The sequence below is a fragment of the Micromonospora reichwaldensis genome (assembly GCF_031845925.1).
In the GTDB taxonomy this organism is placed as follows: domain Bacteria; phylum Actinomycetota; class Actinomycetes; order Mycobacteriales; family Micromonosporaceae; genus Micromonospora; species Micromonospora reichwaldensis.
Genome location: NZ_JAVRFL010000004.1, coordinates 196467 through 214477, shown reverse-complemented (window position 1 = coordinate 214477; position 18011 = coordinate 196467). Strand labels below are relative to the sequence as shown.

General features: G+C 74.3%; 14 protein-coding genes. 11 read left to right on the top strand and 3 right to left on the bottom strand.

Annotated features, from left to right (window positions below; genetic code table 11):
• The first annotated feature begins 190 nt into the window (after positions 1-190).
• Entirely contained in the window at positions 191-586 is a 396-nt protein-coding gene (locus RM555_RS04785) for a RidA family protein (protein WP_151455537.1), read from the top strand.
• Between the two features lie 72 nt (positions 587-658).
• On the opposite strand, the gene RM555_RS04780 is transcribed toward RM555_RS04785, so the two are convergent.
• Genes RM555_RS04780 through RM555_RS04770 form a run of 3 tightly spaced genes read right to left on the bottom strand, consistent with a single transcriptional unit; the run spans position 659 to position 5480 of the window.
• Entirely contained in the window at positions 659-2533 is a 1875-nt protein-coding gene (locus RM555_RS04780; protein ID WP_311410624.1) for an AfsR/SARP family transcriptional regulator, read from the bottom strand.
• Between the two features lie 41 nt (positions 2534-2574).
• Positions 2575-4125, bottom strand: coding sequence for an amino acid adenylation domain-containing protein (locus RM555_RS04775; RefSeq protein WP_311410623.1), 1551 nt, complete (start codon positions 4123-4125; stop codon positions 2575-2577).
• Positions 4122-5480 (bottom strand): MFS transporter, encoded by a 1359-nt coding sequence (locus tag RM555_RS04770; RefSeq protein ID WP_311410622.1) that lies wholly within the window; start codon positions 5478-5480, stop codon positions 4122-4124. Before RM555_RS04770 ends, RM555_RS04775 begins: the two co-directional genes overlap by 4 nt.
• Positions 5481-6250: 770 nt before the next feature.
• Here RM555_RS04770 and RM555_RS04765 point away from each other — a divergent pair.
• From RM555_RS04765 to RM555_RS04720, 10 genes are read left to right on the top strand one after another with little or no spacing between them, the layout of a single operon-like run.
• Entirely contained in the window at positions 6251-6499 is a 249-nt protein-coding gene (locus tag RM555_RS04765) for a phosphopantetheine-binding protein (RefSeq protein ID WP_311410621.1), read from the top strand.
• Positions 6496-9690 (top strand): non-ribosomal peptide synthetase, encoded by a 3195-nt coding sequence (locus RM555_RS04760; protein ID WP_311410620.1) that lies wholly within the window; start codon positions 6496-6498, stop codon positions 9688-9690. Before RM555_RS04765 ends, RM555_RS04760 begins: the two co-directional genes overlap by 4 nt.
• Positions 9687-10409 carry an alpha/beta fold hydrolase gene (locus tag RM555_RS04755; RefSeq protein WP_311410619.1) on the top strand — a complete coding sequence of 241 codons (723 nt, stop codon included), beginning with the start codon at positions 9687-9689 and terminating at the stop codon, positions 10407-10409. Before RM555_RS04760 ends, RM555_RS04755 begins: the two co-directional genes overlap by 4 nt.
• The gene (locus RM555_RS04750) at positions 10406-11146 is read left to right on the top strand and encodes an SDR family NAD(P)-dependent oxidoreductase (protein WP_311410618.1); all 741 of its coding nucleotides are present in this window, start codon (positions 10406-10408) and stop codon (positions 11144-11146) included. The genes RM555_RS04755 and RM555_RS04750 overlap by 4 nt, the downstream gene beginning before the upstream one ends.
• On the top strand, positions 11143-12423 hold the full coding sequence (locus tag RM555_RS04745; RefSeq protein ID WP_311410617.1) for a glutamate-5-semialdehyde dehydrogenase: 1281 nt from the start codon (positions 11143-11145) through the stop codon (positions 12421-12423). Before RM555_RS04750 ends, RM555_RS04745 begins: the two co-directional genes overlap by 4 nt.
• Positions 12420-12689 carry an acyl carrier protein gene (locus RM555_RS04740; RefSeq protein ID WP_151453759.1) on the top strand — a complete coding sequence of 90 codons (270 nt, stop codon included), beginning with the start codon at positions 12420-12422 and terminating at the stop codon, positions 12687-12689. Before RM555_RS04745 ends, RM555_RS04740 begins: the two co-directional genes overlap by 4 nt.
• The gene (locus tag RM555_RS04735) at positions 12686-14017 is read left to right on the top strand and encodes a TrpB-like pyridoxal phosphate-dependent enzyme (protein WP_311410616.1); all 1332 of its coding nucleotides are present in this window, start codon (positions 12686-12688) and stop codon (positions 14015-14017) included. The genes RM555_RS04740 and RM555_RS04735 overlap by 4 nt, the downstream gene beginning before the upstream one ends.
• Before the next feature lie 10 nt (positions 14018-14027).
• On the top strand, positions 14028-15266 hold the full coding sequence (locus tag RM555_RS04730; protein ID WP_311410615.1) for a phosphopantetheine-binding protein: 1239 nt from the start codon (positions 14028-14030) through the stop codon (positions 15264-15266).
• Positions 15263-16762, top strand: coding sequence for a class I adenylate-forming enzyme family protein (locus RM555_RS04725; protein ID WP_311410614.1), 1500 nt, complete (start codon positions 15263-15265; stop codon positions 16760-16762). Before RM555_RS04730 ends, RM555_RS04725 begins: the two co-directional genes overlap by 4 nt.
• Positions 16755-18005 (top strand): type III PLP-dependent enzyme, encoded by a 1251-nt coding sequence (locus tag RM555_RS04720; protein ID WP_311410613.1) that lies wholly within the window; start codon positions 16755-16757, stop codon positions 18003-18005. The genes RM555_RS04725 and RM555_RS04720 overlap by 8 nt, the downstream gene beginning before the upstream one ends.
• Positions 18006-18011 lie beyond the last annotated feature (6 nt).

Below are 18011 nucleotides of genomic sequence, written 5' to 3'. Positions count from 1 at the left end.
CAGACGGTCGGCACCACCATCGGGGTTCCCGTCGCCGGGGAAGGTTGGGCGAGAGCCCGATCCGGGTACCAGAAGGCACCCGGACGAGACGCGGTTCCGGTCCGTCCGGGATTCGGTCCCCCGGGACGACCTTTAGACTAAGGTCACAGTCCGTAATCCGGATTCCCCCGGACAATCGGAAGGACTTCACGTGATCGAGACCATGCAGATGAGGCCGATCAACCCCGAATCGGTGCCGGAGGCCACGGGCGGTTACCACAACGCGCTGGAGGTCCAGACCGCCGGACGGATGCTGTTCATCAGCGGGCAGATCCCCCAGTCCCGGGACGGCCACGTCCCGGCCACCCCCGAGGCGCAGTGCCGGCTGGTCTGGGACAACATCCGGGCCGTCCTCGCCGACGCCGGCATGGACGTCGACAATCTGGTCAAGGTGACCACGTTCCTGGCCGACCGCCGGCACGCCGACGTCAACACCAAGGTCCGCAACGAGGTGCTCGGCGCACACCGCCCGGCGCTGACGGTGATCGTCACCGGGATCTTCGACCCGGAGTGGATCATCGAGATCGAGGCGATCGCCGTCGCCTGACCGGCCCGTCCGACGGCCGACCCGGCGACGACCAGCCGCCGGCCGCCGCGCCGCGGGCCCGTGCGGGCCGGCTCACCGGCGCGGCCGGGCAGTCGTGGGGGAATGCTGACCGCGCAGGGCCACGACCTGGTCGCACTCCGGGCTGCGGCCCAGTTCGCGTACGTGGGCGCGGACGAGCTCGGGGATCCGGTAGCGGCCGTCGGGCAGCGCCTCGGCGAGCCCCGCGTCGACCAGGCGTTCGGCGGCGACCTCGGCGGCGGCCATCGGCTGGCCCGACAGCGCGGCGAGGTTCGACACGCTGACCAGGCCCCGGTCCAGCCGGCTCAGCAGCCGCAGGGCCCGCAGCGCCACGCCGTCGCCGTCGCCGTACCGGGTCAGCACCCGCACCGCGCCGGCGAGGCAGTCCCGGATCGACATCGACTCGCAGACCAGGGCGTCGAGCCGGGCGGCGGGATCGGCCAGCCGGGCGGCGAAGGCGGCGAGCGACCAGTTCTGCCGCGTCGCCAGCCGGGCGGCCGCGATCCGCAGGGCCAGGGGCAGCGCGTCGCAGCGCTCCACGAGGGTGCGCGCCGCCTCGGGCTCGGCGTCCACCCGCTCGGCGCCGAGGTGGTACCGGAGCATGTCGAGCGCGTCGTCCGTGTCGAGGGAGCCGACGGAGACCCGGGTGGCCCCGTCGAGGGTGGTCATCCCGGAGCGTGAGGTGACGATCAGGGCGCAGCCGACGGGCACCGGCCCGAGGACGCGTACCTGGGCGGCGGTCGCCACGTCGTCGAGGACGACCACGACCCGACGGCCGGTCAGCAGGGCCGACCAGCCCGACGCGGGGTGGTCGCCCGTCGGCGACGACAACCCGAGCGCCTCGGCCAGGACCCGCACCGCCCGGGCGGCCTCCGCCGGCCCGTCGGGTGTCCCCCCGCCCATGGGCACGAACACCGACCCGCCCGGGTGCTCCGCGGCCAGCTCGTGCGCGGCGCGCACCGCCAGGGCGGTCTTGCCGGCGCCGGCCAGCCCCTGGACCACGCCCGGCCGCCCGGACCGCACGCCCTTGACCAGACGGCCCAGCTCGGCCCCCCGCCCGTGCAGGGCCACCGGGTCGGCGGGGAACCGGGAGGCCGGCGGGCTCGGCGTGACCACCCGCACGGGCGGGCGGGCCCCGGGGTGGTGCAGCCGCAGCGCCGGATCGTTGCGCAGGATCCGCTGTTCCAGGTCGCGCAGGGACTCGCTGGGCTCGATGCCCAGCTCGTCGACCAGCAACCGCCGCAGGTCGCGGTACGCACCCAGGGCGACCGCCTGCTGGCCGTCGCGGTACAGGGCGGTCATCAGGTGGGCGTGCAGGCGTTCCCGCAGCGGATGCTGGCTGACGAGCACCTTGAGTTCCGGCAGCAGCATGCCGTGCCGGCCCAGCTCCAGCTCGGCGCCGATGCGGGCCTCGACCGTGGCGATCCGGGTCTCCTCCAGGCGGGCCACCTCGGCCATCACCAGCGGGGTCGGCCGGACGTCGGCCAGCGGGGCGCCGCGCCACAGCGCCAGCGCCGCGTCGAACCCCTCGACGGCGGCGTCCGGCAGGCCGGCCGCGAGATCGGCGTGGGCCTGCCTGATCAGCCGCTCGCACTCGCCGATGTCGATCGTCTCCGCGGCGACCACCAGGCGGTAGCCGGGACTGCGGGTGGTCAGGACGCGGCCGTCGCGGTCGTTCAGGGCGCGGCGCAGCCGCCACGCGTACCCGGCGACGAGTCCGCTGGCCGAGGCTGGCGGGCTGTCGTCCCAGAGTTCGGCCACCAGTTGTTCGAGCGACACCACCTGGTCGGCCTTGAGCAGCAGCATCGCCAGCAACGCGCGCTGTTTCGCCGAGCCGATCCCCCGCCACTGGACGCCGTCGTGGAACTCCACCGGCCCCATCAACCGGAAACGCAGGCGGGCGGGTGGTGCTTGCCGCGGGATGGGCATCTCTGCTCTCGATTCGTGAGCGTGGTGGGAGTCGGGGCCGCTCAGACCAGTCCGACGTCCGCTGCCAGCCGCCGGCGGTCGACCTTGCCGTTGGCGTTGACCGGAAAGAACTCGACCCGGTGGTACCGCGCCGGCGCCATGTAGGGCGGCAGGTGGTCGGCCACCAGGGCCGCCAGGGCCGCCTCCGCCACGGTGTCGCAGGTGTAGAGCGCGTGCAGCTCGACCGCTCCGGCACCGGGCAGCGCCAGGACGACGACGTCGTGCACCCCCGGGTGCCGGCGCAGGACGGACTCGATCTCGCCCAGTTCGATCCGGTAGCCGTGGATCTTGACCTGGTCGTCGAGCCGGCCCAGGTGGACCAGCTCACCGTCCTCCCGGCGGACCCGGTCCCCCGTCCGGTACCAGCTCGTCGGGCCGGGCGGGCCGTCGACCGGCGTCGTCCGGCGGCCGTCGTGGTCGACGAACCGGCCGGGGTTCTGCGCGGGGTCGAGGTAGCCGTCGAACCGCTGGCCGCCCCGCACGCAGAGCTCGCCGTCGTCTCCGGCGGCCCCGTCGGCCGCCAGCAGGACCCCCTCCAGGTGCGGGTGGATCCGCCCGATCGGCACGGTGTCGTTGCTGGTGCGGGGCCACCGCGCCGGATCGGCGGGAAGCTGGTAGCGGGTGCAGGTGACGGTGAGTTCGGTGGGCCCGTACAGGTTCTCCAGGGTGCTGCCCGGCGCGGCGTCCGCCCACGCCCGCGCCTGGGCCAGGGTGAGCTGCTCACCGGCGAAGAGGCTCCACCGCAGGCCCGGCATGCTGCCGGGACGCAGGGCGCGCAGGCGGCGGGCCAGGGAGATCACCGACGGTACGGAGAACCAGTGGGTGATCCCGTTGTCGTTCACGTAGCGGACGGGGGCCAGGGTGTCGCCGGGCGCGGCGACCACCAGCAGCGCGCCGGACGACCAGGCGACGAACATGTCGAACACCGACGGGTCGAAGGTCAGCTCGAAGGTCTGCGACAGCCGTGACCCCGGCCCCACGTGGTAGGCCTGCACGCAGTGCGCGAGGTAGGGGGCGAGATTGCGGTGCCGGATCGGCACCCCCTTGGGCGTACCGGTGGATCCGGAGGTGAACAGGGTGTACGCGACGTCGTCGGGGCTGCCGGCGTACGCGTCGGTCCACCGCTCGGCCGGCACGTCGTACCAGCGCTGCTGCGGGTTGTCAGGCAGGTGCAGGACGCCGACCGGCCCGGCCGCCTCGTCGGCCACCCGGCCACCCGCGTCGTCGGCGAGCAGGGCGTCCACCCCGGCGTGGGCGCAGGTCCGCCGGATCCGTTCCGCCGGCGCGTCGGGGCCGAGCGGCACGACGGTCGCGGCCAGCCGCAGCGTGGCGAGATAGCCGACGTACGCCGCGAGGCTGCGCGACGCGCAGAGCCCGACGACCCGGGGCGGGCGGCCGTGCAGGGCGACCAGCCGGGTGGCCAGCCGCTCGACCCGGTCCAGGAGTTCGGCGTACGTCAGCTCGTGCCCGGCGACGCGCAGCGCCGGGGCGTCGGGATGGCGGCGGACCGCGTCGGTGAACCCCTGGAAGAGCGTCGGGCCGTCCGCGCTCACCGGGAGCCGCCGGTGGTCGCCGCCTCCGGCAGGTCCCCGCCGTCGTCGGCGGTGCCGGCGCCCCCGCCCTCGTCCGGACCGTCGGACGCCGGCGCGGCGGCCGGGCCGTCGACCTCAGCCATGCGCTCCCGGGTGACCACCTTGAAGAACGGGTAGATCAGCAGCACGCAGAGCACCGCGAAGAAGCCGAACGCCACCTGGTAGGAGAAGAACTCGGCGAGGACGCCGGCGAGGATCGCGGCGACCGGGGTCATGCCCCAGGCCACGAGGCGGCTCGCGGCGCTGAACCGGCCGAGCATGTCGGCCGGCACCAGCGACTGCGTGATGAACCGGGAGTTGACCGTCCACATCGTGCCGCCGGCGCCGGCGAGGAACGCCGCGGCGCCGATGGCCCAGGCGCTGGACGGCGCGGCGGGCAGCAGCGCCGGGGCCGCGACGAGGGCGAAGGCGCCGACGATGTCGGTGAACATGGACCAGCGTCGGCCGATCCACCGGTTGACCGGCCCGACGATGACGGTGCCGATCACCCCGCCCGCGCCGAGGCCGGTGAGCAGGAAGCCGTACTGCCGTTCGTCGAGGCCGAGCGGGCCGCCGACGGCGTAGACCGGGATGAGGGCGAGCCACGCCGCCCAGCAGCCGGCCATGATCGCGATGAGCAGCGCCATCGTCCGGAGCAGCCGGTGCTGCCAGAGGAACCGGAGGCCCTCGCGGATGTCCTCGTTGACCGAGCGCTTGCGCTCGGGGGCCGCGACCTTGAAGTTGCCGACCAGCAGGAGCAGCAGGACCGCGCCGGCCACGTAGGCGAACCCGGTGACGCTGAGCGCGAGCCCGAACCCGACCGCCACCAGGAAGCCGCCGATCGGCTGCCCGGCGAAGCCGTTGAACAGGTATTCCAGGGCCGTGATCCGCGCGTTGGCGGTCTCCCAGCGGTGCTTCGGCACGGCCGACGGGACGATGGAGACTCCGGCGATCCCGGCCACCACGTCGGCCAGGCCGATGACCAGGGCGGCGGCGTAGATCAGCGCCAGGGTCGGGCTCGCGGCGAGCACGGCGACGAGGAGCGCGCCGACGGAGACCATCCGGGCGATCTCGGCGCCCATCAGCAGGGCCCGCCGGTCCATCCGGTCGACGAAGACCCCGACGTGCAGCGCGGCCACCAACCACGGCAGGCTCATGATGGCCGCGACGGCGGTGACCACGACGGGTGATCGACTGATCTGGGCGGCGAGCAGCGGGAGGGCGATCCGGGCCACCGCGTCGGCGATGTTCGTGGTGCCCGTGAAGATGACCAGAATCCATTCGTTCCGCCTGGCTCCGGGCGGATCCGCCTGCGCTGTGGTTTGAGCTGTGGCCACGACAATCCCTCGCACGGTCTTGAATTAGAAGAAGTGAATCAGAACTCCGCCGCGAAGTTCGCACAGCACCCGGACAAACGATAAGGGACCATTTACCCGGCCGTGCTTGTCAATTAGCTGACACGCAATGCCGAGCGGGTCGAGGACCGATCCGGCACTTCCGCCCCGGCCATCGCCGGCAATTCCGATCGAACCGGTCGCCGGGGCTGAACGGAGTCGCAGGTCATCGGGGTCCGCGCGTTGACAGGGTGGTCGTACGGGTATCGACAGGCGGCTCCAACAATCGCGGAAAGTCCCTTTCGCGCCTTATGGGAATACTCTGCGTTGCGCTGGTTGCACCATAGGTCATCCGGGGGGACGTGTCCATCCTCACGTCAGCGGGTCAGCCGGCCCCTCCGGCGGCGGCCATGACAGTCCACCGGGACCCGAATAATACGTACGGGCGTTTCTGTCGCCCGGTGCCGCATCTGAGGCGATTACGGCGGCATTGCCGCCCCGTCGGGCACCGCCGCCCCGCCTCCGCCACTGGCCAGCGCCCCTTTTACGTCGTAACCGCCCGGAGCCGGACGGGCTCCCGGGTGCCGGCCGAATCAGCGACCAACGACATTCCATCCCGGGAACATCGAGAGAACATCGGCGCCGGGATGCTCTGACCCGTAGAACTTCCAAGCGCAAATTCAGTCGACCCCCACCTCGATCGGCGGCCCCGGCTCCTCGCCCGGTTTCCGATCATTGCGGCGCGGCCGACCTCAGGTGAACGGGAAGCAGGGATGACGACTCCAGCTGACCTCGACACGACGATCGCGAAGTACGCGTCGGTGGCCTTCGACGACTCGACCCCCCTGCTGGAGGCCGGCCTCGAATCGCTGTCCCTGCTTCGGCTCGCCGTCGAGCTGGCCGACGACGACGACGCGGAGATCGACGCCACGCGCCTCGTGGACCTCCGCACCGTCGGCGACCTCAAGCAGTGGCTACGCGAGCTGAGCGCCGTGGGCGCCGAGACCGGGGGCACACGGTGACCACGACGGCCGGGACGGAACCCGCGACGGACACCGGGCCGGTGCGACTGCCGATCACCGAGTCGCAGAAGGGGCTGCTGGTCGTCAACGAACGCTCGCCCGGCCGCGCCGTCTACAACCAGCTCGTCCGCTTCGACATCGACCCGTCGATCCCCGACGAGACGATCGAGCGCGCGCTGGCCACGGTGGTCGCCGTCCAGCCGGCGATGCGGCAGGTCTTCGGGCTGCTCCCGGAGATGCACGCGCGGCTCACCCCGCCGCCGGGTCCGGAGGACTTCCCGCTCGAACGGGTCACGGCCCAGCTGCGCGACTTCGAGGAGGCCGTCGGCGCGGCGCAGCGGCGGATCGGCCGACCCGAGTTCGACCTGGCCAACGGCCCCGCGTACCGCTTCGCCGTCGTCCGCTGCGTCGACGAGCCCCGGGTGGCCGTCCTCCTCTGCGACCACCACATCATCCTCGACGGCGTGTCGATGGGGCCCCTGGTGCGGGACCTCCAGGAGGCACTGTCCGGCCGCCTCGCCGGGGCGGAGGCCGAGCAGCGGCGCGTCGCCCGCGAGAAGGCCTTCGTCAAGGAGCTGGCGGCGCAGAACCGCACCGCGACCTCCGACCGCGTCGTCGACCGGTCCCGGGAGTGGGCGGCCCGGTTGCGGGAGGTCCCGCCCCTGGTGCTGGCCCCCCTGCCCGGCCGCGCCGCGCAGACGGAGTTCACCGGCGACCGCGTCAGCTGGTACCTCAGCGCTGCCGAGACGGCCGCGCTGTCGGAGACCTGCCGGCGGCTGGAGATCTCCCCCTTCGTCTTCTTCTCCGGCATCTACGGCACCGTGCTGGCCCGGCACGGCAACGTGTCCAGCGTCCTGGTCGGCAGCCCGTTCATGGCCCGCCGCACGATCGGCGCCTTCGACCTCGGCGGCTTCTTCGTCAACACGCTGCCGGTCACCGTCGACGTGGAGTGGAGCCGCACCGTCGACGAGCATCTCGGCAAGGTGGTCCGGGAGTCCATCGACTTCTGCCGCGCGAACGTCGACGTCACCTTCAACCGGCTCGTCGCCGACGTACGGCCCGACCGGTCCAGCAACCGCAACCCGCTGTTCTCGGCGATGCTCGCCATGCAGGACACCTTCACGCCGGAACCGGGCGGGGCCGTGCTGCGGGTCCTGGAGCCGGGCAACGGCACCGCCAAGTTCGACCTCTGGCTGGGCGCCACCCCCGTCGACGGCCGCTGGCTGCTCGAACTCGAGTACGACCGGCAGCTCATCGCACCGGTCGTCGCCGACGGGCTGCTCACGTCGCTGCGCGACGCCGTACGCGGGGCGGTCCGGGACGGCTCGCAACGGCTCGGCGACCTCTTCGCCGACGCCTCCGCCGCGGCCAGCGTCCGCTCCGACGGCTGGACCAGCCCGCTGACCGGGGACACGCCGTGGGACTGGGTGACGGCGGCGGCCCGGCAGCGGCCCGACGCCCCCGCGATCGAGGACCCGACCCGCCGGCTCGACTACCGGCAGTTGCTGGCCGAGGCCGAGCGGATCAGCGCCGGGCTCGCCGCGCACGGCGTCGGCCCCCGGGCCGTGGTGGGCCTCGCCGCGACGACGCTCTGCGACACGGTGACCGCCATCCTGGCCATCCTGCGCCGGGGCGCGGCGTACCTCCCCCTGGATCCGGGCCTGCCCGCCGAGCGGCTGGAGTACATGGTCCGGCGGGCCGGCTGCGAGTTCGTCGTCGGCGAGGCCCTGGTGCCCGACGTGCCCACGGTCGCGGTGGCGGACCTGGCCGCCACGACGGAGCCGGTGCCCGACCCGCTGGCCGACCCCGACGCCCCGATCTACGTGATGTACACGTCGGGCTCCACCGGGCAGCCCAAGGGCGTCCAGATGGGACACCGCCCCCTGGCCAACCTCACGAGCTGGCAGATCGCGGCCCTCGGCATGGACGCCGAGACCCGCTTCCTCCAGTACGCCCCGCTCGGCTTCGACGTCTCCTTCCAGGAGATCCTGCCGACCCTGGCGGCGGGCGGGACGGTGGTCTCCCGCGAGCCGGCCGACCGGCGGATGTTCACCGCCGTCCTCAGCCGGATCGCCAGGACCGAGGTGACCCACGTCTACCTGCCGGTCGCGGCGCTGCGCCCCCTGGTGCAGACCGCCGCGAGCCGGGGCACCCGGTTGCCCGCGCTGCGCTACCTGTGCGTCTCCGGCGAGCAGCTCATCGTCGACGACGAGATCCGCGACTTCTTCCTCGCCCACCCGCACTGCACCCTGGTCAACCTGTACGGCCCCACCGAGACCCACGCGGTCACCTCGCACCGGCTGTCGTACCGGGACGCGGTGTGGCCGACCCACGTGCCGATCGGCCAGCCGTACCCGCGGGTGAGCGCGTACGTGGTCGACGCCACCGGCCACCTCGCCCCACCCGGCGTCGCCGGCGAGCTGCTCCTGGGCGGGGACTGCCCCGCCGACGGCTACATCAACGACCCGGAGATCACGGCCGAGCGGTTCGTGCCCGACCGGTTCTCCGGCGCGCCCGACGCGACCATGTACCGCACCGGGGACCTCGTGGTCCGCGACGACCGGGGCGACCTGGTCTTCCTGGGCCGGATGGACACCCAGGTCAAGATCCGGGGATACCGGATCGAGCTGGGCGAGATCGAGGCGGTCGCGAACCAGGTCGACGGCGTCCGGCAGTCGGTGGCGGTGGTCCGGGGCGCCGGGGCCGACCGGGAACTCGGGCTGTTCGTCCGTCCCGACACGGACTCGACCGTCGACCCGGAACAGGTCCGCCAACGGCTGACCACGGCGCTGCCGGTCTACATGCGTCCCCTGTGGATCTTCCCGGTCGACCGGGTTCCGACCACGCCGACCGGCAAGACCGACCGCGACGCCCTGCTGCGGCTCGCCGACGAGCTGCTGGTCGAGCAGCAGAGCGCCGACAGCACGGAGGTCGCGTACGCCGACGACCTGGAGCGGGAGCTGGCCGGGCTGTGGGGCGGGGTGCTCGACGTCGAGGGCATCCGGCCGGACCGCCCGCTCATCGAGTACGGCGCCCACTCGCTGAACATCTTCACCACCCTCGCCGAGGTGCAGGAGCGCTACGGGGTGGCGGTGCCGCTGGTCGACTTCTTCGCCGCCCCCACCGTGGCCACGCTGGCGGGGCTCGTCCGCACGGGACGCGGCGGCGACGATGCGGCGGTGACGCCGTGACCAGGCTGCCCGGCCGGCTGGTCCCCCTGCTGCGGCGGGGCGCCCGACCGGCGTGCGTACTGCTGCCGGGCGCCGGCGGCGGGCTTCAGCCCTACCTGCGGCTCGCCGCGGCCATCGGAAAGACCCACAACGTCGCGGCGGTACGCGCGGCCGGCCTGCTGCCCGACGAGGAGCCGGAACTCAGCATCGCCGAGATGGCCGACGCGGCGGCGCAGGCGCTGGACGCGGACGGCACGGTCCCGGCGGCCGTCTTCGGCTGGTCCCTCGGCGGCTCGGTCGCCTGGGAGCTGTGCGTCCGGCTGGCCGAGCGGGGGCACCTGCCCGACCTGGTGCTGGTGGACGCGACGCCGCTGCCGCGCCGCGCCACGGCCGAGGAGGACGCCCGGGTCCGCGAGACCGTCGTCGGGATGCTCGGGCCGCGCCCCGCCCCGGCGACCGTCGAGCGGGTCCGGCGGGTCTTCGACACGCAGGTCGCCGCCCTCGCCGACTACCGGGCCGACCGGCCGTACGCCGGCCGGGTCCTGATGCTGATGTGCACCGACGAGGAGTTCGGGTTCCGCGCCGAGGCCGAGGCCCGGTGGCGGGAACTCGCACCGGACCTGCGCGCTGGGCGGCTCGACGCGGGGCACTTCGACGTCTTCGACCCCGAGCGCCTGCCGCAGCTCGTCGACGAGGTGACGCCCTTCCTCGGCCGGGCCTCCGGTGCGGTGCGGCGATGAGCCCGCTCGCGGTGGTCAGCGGCGGCACCCGGGGCATCGGGCTCACCTTCAGCCGCCGACTCGTGAAGCTGGGGCACCGGGTGGTCGCGCCGTACCGGGGTGACGCCGTCGCGGCGGCGTCGGCGGCGGCCGAGCTCGGCGCCGCGTTCCACCCGGTCCGGCTCGACGTCGGCGACGCCGACGCGGTGGGCGCCGCCGTGGAGACGGTCCTCGCGGAGCACGGCCCGCCGACCGTGCTGGTCAACAACGCGGGCATCAACATCGACCGGCCGTTCCTGGAGATGTCGACCGAGGACTGGCGGCGGGTGCTGGACACCAACCTCTCCGGCGTCTTCCACCTGACCCGGGCGTTCGCGCCGGCGATGCTGGCGGCCGGGCGCGACGGCGTGATCGTCAACGTGGGGGCCACCACGGGCATCCGCCCCCGCCGCAACGGCGTGAACTACTGCGCCAGCAAGGCCGGCCTGCTCCAGCTCACCAAGTGCCTGGCGCTGGAGCTGGCGCCCCGGATCAGGGTCAACTGCCTGATCCCGGGCATGACCGAGACCGACGAGCTGGTGACCCGGTTCCGGCTGGACGACCCGGCCGCCCGCGCGGCGGTGGTCGCGGAGATCCCCCGGGGCCGCATCGGCACCACCGAGGAGATCGCCGACGCCCTGGAGTTCCTCGTCGGGCCGGCGAGTGGATACCTGACCGGGCAGAAGCTGATCGTGGACGGTGGGCAGTTCATGTGGTGACCGATGTGGACGAGATCCTGGACGGCGCGACGCGGGCCCGGGCCGAGCTGCCCCCGCCCGGCGACGGGCGCTACGACCGGTACTGCGCGGCGCTCGCCGACCGGCTCGCCGCCGGCTGGGCCGACGTCCTGGCGGCGAACGCCACCGACGTGGCCCGGGGCACCGAGGCGGGCCTCGGCCCCGAGCTGGTGGACCGCCTGGCGCTCGGCAAGCGCCACCTCGACGCGCTGGTCGACCTGATCGCGCGGACCCGTGCGGCGCTGCCGGCGGTGACCGCGCCGACCGAGGGACACCGGGCCGGCAACGGCGCCACCGTACGCCGGCTGCCCAAGCCGCTCGGCGTGGTTCTGATGATCTTCGAGGCCCGGCCGACGGTGACGGTGGAGGGCGCCCTGCTCCCGGTGGCGGTCGGCAACGTGGCCGTCCTGCGCGGCGGGTCGGAGATCGCGGCCACCAACCAGGCCCTCGCCGTCGTCGTCGGGCAGGCGTTGGCGGACGCGGGGCTGCCCGACGGCACCGTACGGATCGTCACCGACCCCGACCGCCGGCTGGTGCGGGCCCTGCTGAAGCGGCACGACGCGGTCGACGTGCTGATCCCCCGGGGCAGCCCGACGCTGATCGACTACTGCCAGACCAGCTCCACCATCCCGGTGATCGCCAGCGGCGGCGGGGTCAACCACCTCTACGTCGACCGCAGCGCCGACCTGGAACTGGCCGCCCGGATCGCGCTCGACAGCAAGCTGGGCGAGCCCACCGCCTGCAACACGCTCGAACTGGTGCTGGCCCACGCCGACGTGGCCGAGGAGCTGACCCGGGCCCTGCTGCGGGCCGGCGCCGGGCTGACCGAGCCGTGGCTGCTGCGGGTCGACCCCCGGCTGACCGCCGCCGTGCCCGCCGGGGCGCCGGTGGCCGAGCTGACCGCCGCCGACGACGGCCGCGAGTTCCTGGAACGCGCGGTCGGCATCCGGCCCGTCGCCAACCTCGACGAGGCGGCGGCCCACATCCGCCGCTTCGGTTCCCGGCACACCGAGGGCGTGGTGGCCACCGACCCGGCGGTCGTGGACGGGTTCCTGGCCAGGGTGGACGCCGCCGCGCTGGTGGTCAACGGCTCCCTGCGCCTGCACGACGGCCCGACGATGGCGCTGGGTCCGGAGCTGTCCATCAGCACGGGCCGGCTGCACGTACGCGGGCCCGTCGACCTGTCCGCCCTGCTGACCTGGAGCTGGGTCGTCGACGCCGGGGGCAGGCTGCGCGGCGACGGGACGGAGGCGGCATGACGGACCGGTCCCTGATCAACGAGGCGGTGAAACGGCTGGTCGTACGCGAGTCCCGGCTCGCGGTCGACCCCGGCACGGTCGACGACCACGAGCCCCTCAACGGCGACCTGCTGCGGGTCAACTCGCTCGGTTTCCTCGGCATGCTCGTCCGGCTGGAGGACGAGCTGGACGTGACGCTGCCGGACGACATCTTCGCCGGGCGGGTCTTCACGACCGTCGCGGACCTGGTCGACGTCGTCGCCGACGTGGTGAAGGAGGAGTCGTGACCGAGACACCCCGGGCCTGGCGCAGCGTCCTGCCGCACCTCGGCTACGAACTGCCCGCGGACGTGACCCCGGAGGACACCGACGGCCCGGTGACCGCCACCCTGCCCCTGGAGCTGATCCGGCAGAGCGTGTCGGCCCGGGAGTTCTGGCCGATCCCGGAGCCGGTGGCCGAGCGCTACCGGGCCTACCGGCCGGCGCCGCTGTGGCGGGCCCGCCGCTTCGAGGCCGAGATCGGGGCCACCGTCCCGATCTACGTCAAGTACGAGGGCGGGAACATCTCCGGCAGCCACAAGTTCAACACCGCGCTGGCGCAGGCCCACTACTACCACCGGGCGGGCTTCCGGGAGCTGGTCACCGGCACCGGCGCCGGGCAGTGGGGCAGCGCCCTCGCCGCCGCCTGCGCCGCGTTCGGCATGGCCTGCACCGTCTTCATGGTCGGCGGGAGCCTGCGCGACAAGCCGTACCGGGGCAGCCTGATGCGACTCTACGGCGCGGAGCTGCACGCCAGTCCCAGCCCGCTGACCGGGGTGGGACGCGCCGCCGCCGAGCGGCCGGGGCAGGGCAACAGCCTCGCGCTGGCCATCGGCGAGGCCGTCGAGTACGCCCGCGCGGATCCCAAGCGGGCGTTCTGCATCGGCAGCGGCGAGACGTACAGCATCCTGCACCAATCGGTGATCGGCCTGGAGGCGATCGACCAGCTCGCCGCCGTCGACGCCCCCGTGGACGCGGTGATCGGCTGCGTGGGCGCCGGCAGCAACTTCGGCGGGCTGGCCCTGCCGTTCTTCGCCGCCTGGCGGGCCGGCGAGCTGGACGTGCCCGCCGACCTGATCGCGGTCGAGTCCAGCGCCACCCCGAAGCTGACCCGTGGGGTGTACGCCTACGACCACACCGACTCCACCGGCACCGGCCCGATGGAGCCGATGTACACGATCGGCAGCGGGTACGCGATCCCCGCGTCGCACTCGGCCGGGCTGCGCTTCCACGGCGCGGCGAAGCTGATCTCCGCCATGCGGCACCGGGACCAGATCTCGGCGCTGGCGGTGGGCCAGCGGGAGGCGCTGACCGCCGGCCGGACGTTCGCCCTGACCGAGCTGGTGCTGCCCGCGCCGGAGTCGGGTCACGCGCTGGCCGCCGCCGCCCGGGTCGCGACCGGGCGCGAGTCCGGGCACCCGGCGAGGCACGGGGTGCTGGTCTGCGTCAGCGGGCACGGCCTGCTCGACCTGGCCGCGTACGACAAGCTCCTCGCCGGTCTGCCCGAGGACCTGCCGGCCGACGAGGACGCGTTGCGGGCGGCGACGGCGTCGCTACGCGCCGTCCACGAGATCTGAAGGGCGTGACATGGTCGCTGTGCCTGCGGTGCCGACGCGCAGCCGGGAGTGGACGCCGGTGCTGACCGGTCTCCGCGCCGACCTGCTGGACTGCGTCCAGGTGAACCTGGCCGCGCTGGCCGACCGGGCCTACGGGCCCGGCGCGCACCTGGCGCTCGGGGCCACCCTGCGCTTCCACACCGCAGAGGGGCCGGCCGGGACGCCGGCGGTGACCGCGTCGGTGGACCAGCGGCTGGCCGAGGCGGCCGACCTGCTCGGCCTGCGGGTCACCCGACGCTGGGACGACGTGCCGGGCGCGCGGCTGCGTGAGCTGGTGGCGGAGCACTCGCCGCTCTACGTGGTCGCGGACACGTTCACCATGAGCTGGCTGCCGTACGCCGGCAACCAGCACATGGAGCACAGCTTCCTGCTGGTCGACGCCGGTGAGCACTGCGTGGTGGTCGACGGCTACCACAACTCCACCCAGTGGGGTGACGCGCGACCCGGGACGTGGCGGATGCCGGCCGCCGACTTCGACGCGGCGGTGCCCCGCGCGACCGCGATGACCGTCGTCGCCGACGGTGCCCCGCTGCTCGACCGGGCGGCGATCCTGCGGGACAACGCCGCCGCGTTGCGCGCCGGGGCCGACCGGATCGAGGACTACCTGGCGGCGGTCCGACGGCGGGCGGGCGAGCCGGAGGCGGCGGCCCAACTGGTCCTCGACGTGTGGCTGCTCGGCCGGTCCCGGGCCCTGCACGCCGCCTGGCTGGCCGGCGACCCGGGCGCCGCCGACGCGGCACGCGAGGCCGCCGCCCGCGCCGACGCCTGGCTCGCGCTCGCCGGGCAGAGCTACGTGGCGATGCGCCGGGTCCGCCGGGGCGGCGTCTTCCCCGCCCCCGTCCTCGACCAGCTCGCGGGCCTGCTGCGCGACGACGTGGCGCTCGCCGGACGGCTCGCCGACGCCGGGCCGGTGCCGCCGCCGCGGGGCGGGTCGGCCGCCGACCCGGGCCGGATCCGCGAGGTGCTGGCCGACGAGGTGCGGGGCGTCCTCGGCGTCGGCCCTGACGTGCCGGTCGACGGGCGTCCGCTGCGGACGCTGTCGGGCTTCAACTCGTTCCGGCTGGTCGAGGTGATCGAGCGGGCGGAGACCCGGCTGGGGGTGGAGCTGGACCCGGACGACCTGACCGGCCCGGCCCTGCACGACCTCGACTCGCTGGGTGCCGTGTTCGAGCGGGCCCGGCCCGCGACGCAGGGGGTGTCGGGCCGGTGAGCGGGCTGCTGCACGAGCTGCTGGACCGCACCGCGGCCGCCCGGCCGGACGCGCCGGCGATCGCCCACGGAGACCTGGTCCAGAGCTACGGCGAGCTGGACGCCGCCAGTCGGCGGCTCGCCGGCTGGCTGGCCGGGCGTGGTGTCCGCCGGGGCGAGCGGGTGGTGGTCTGCCTGCCCACCGACCCGCTGCTGCCCGCCCTGCTGTACGCCTGCTCCCGGGCGGGCGCCGTGTTCAGCGTGGTCAACGACCAGTCCCCCGCGATCGCCCTGGCGCACGTGCTGACCGACGCCGAACCGGCGCTGCTCGTCAGCGACAACCCCCGGGCGCTCGCCGTGGCCGCCGAGCACGGGGTGCCGACCGTCGGCACGGCGGACCTGCGCCGGATCGTGCGGGACGGCCCGGACGCCGAGCCGGCGGCGGCCCCGCTGGCCGTCGACCCGGTCTGCCTCATCTACACCTCCGGCAGCACCGGCATGCCGAAGGCGGTGGTGTCCACCCACGCGCAGGTGGTCTTCGCTGCCGGGGCCATCGCCTCCCAGCTCGGCTACCGGGCCGACGACGTCGTGTGGTGCGCCCTGCCGCTCTCCTTCGACTACGGCATGTACCAGATCTTCCTCAGCACGCTGGCCGGCGCCCGGCTGCACCTGGCCTCCCCCGCCGACACCGGCCCGACGCTGCCCCGGCACCTGGTGAACAGCGGCGCGACCGTGCTGCCCGCCGTGCCCGCCCTCGCCCGTGGCCTGGCCCGGATGCTGTCCCGCCCGGGCACGGCCGTGCCGGCGCTGCGCCTGCTCACCAACACCGGCGCGGCGATGCCGCCCGAGGTGCTGCGCGACCTGCGCGCCCGCATCCCCACGCTGCGCGTACAGCTGATGTTCGGGCTCACCGAGTGCAAGCGGGCCGCGATCATGCCGGTGGACGAGGACCTGCGCCGGCCCGGCGCCTCCGGGCGGGCCCTGCCCGGCACCGAGATCCTGATCGTGGACGCGGGCGGCGCGGCGGTGCCGCCCGGCACCGTCGGCGAGATCGTGGTCCGGGGCCCGCACGTGATGGCGGGCTACTGGCGTCGCCCGGAGCTCACCGCGCAGCGCTTCCCCCGCGCCGAGGGGCTCTTCCCCCAGCTGCGCACGGGCGACCACGGCTGGCTCGACGCCGACGGCTACCTCTACTTCGTCGGCCGGCGCGACGACATCTACAAGGAACGCGGCATCCGCGTCAGCGTCACCGAGGTCGAGGCGGCGGCGTACCGGATACCGCAGGTGCAGGCCGCCGCCGTGCTGCCGCCCCGTGCCGAGGACGGCGGCGACTCGGCCACCCTGTTCGCGGTGACCGAGCTGACCGCGCCGGAGGTACTCGCCGCGCTGCGCACCGAACTCGACGAGATCAAGACGCCCCGGACCTGCCTGGTCGTGCCGGAGATCCCGCTGACCCGCAACGGCAAGGTCGACCGGGCGGAGCTGTACCGGATGTGGTCGGAGCGCGCCCGTGTCTGAGCTAGCGGAACTCTTCGACCGGCCGGACGCGCCGCAGACCCCGGCGTACCTCTACGACCTGGACGAGCTGGCCCGCTCGTACGCCGCGCTGCGAGCCGCCCTGCCCGGGCCCGCCGAGCTGTTCTACTCGCTCAAGGCCAACCCGCACCCGGCGGTGGTCGCCGACCTCACCGCCGCGGGGTGCCGGGCGGAGGTCTGCTCCCCCGGCGAGCTGCGCGTCGCGCTGGCGGCCGGCTGCGACCCGGCCGAGGTCCTCTACACGGGCCCCGGCAAGCGGGACGTCGACCTGGTCGAGGCCGTACGGGCCGGCGTCGGGCTCTTCTCCGTCGACTCCCCGTACGGGCTGGACCAGCTCGACCGGGTGGCCCGCGGGCACGGCGTCGAGGTACGCGCGCTGGTGCGGATCAACGACGACACCCCGGCCCCCGGGCAGGGGCTCACCATGACCGGCGTCGCCTCGCAGTTCGGCGCGGACGTGCGCTGGGTGCTGGACCGGCCCGAGCTGTTCGGGCCACGCCGGAACGTGTCCCCGGTCGGGTTCCACCTCTACATGGGCAGCAACGTCGACGGCGAGGACGCCCTGCTCGCCCAGTTCACCCAGTCCGTCGACACCGTACGGCGGCTGGCGGCGGCGACCGGGACGCAGCCGGAGCTGATCGACCTGGGCGGCGGCTTCGGGGCGCCCTTCGCGCGGGCCGGCGACCGGCTGGAGCTGCCGAAGCTGGCGGACCGGCTGACGGCGTTGCTGGCCGACGCCTTCCCGGGCTGGCCGGAGCGCGGGCCGGGCGTCGCCTTCGAGTCCGGCCGGTACCTGGTCGGCACCTGCGGCACGCTGGTCACCCGGGTCCTCGACGTGAAGCGGTCGCAGGGCGCCACCGTGGTGGTGCTGGAGTCGGGCATCCACCACCTCGGCGGGATGTCCGGGCTGCGCCGGCTGCCGCCGATCGTGCCGGACCTGGTCACCGTGGACGCGGCGGCCGGCGCGCCGGTGCCCGGGACCATCGTCACCGGTCCGCTGTGCACGCCGCTGGACACGTGGGCCCGCGCCGCGGCCCTCCCGCCACTGGTCCCGGGCCAGCTGGTCGCCGTGCCCAACGTGGGCGCGTACGGCCTCTACGCCAGCCTGGTGGCCTTCCTCGCGCATCCCATGCCGGTCGAGGTCACCGTCGCCGGGGGCCGGATCACCGGCGTGACCCGGCTGGAGCTCACCCGGCACACCGTCATCGGCAGCGACAGGGGTTGATCTGAC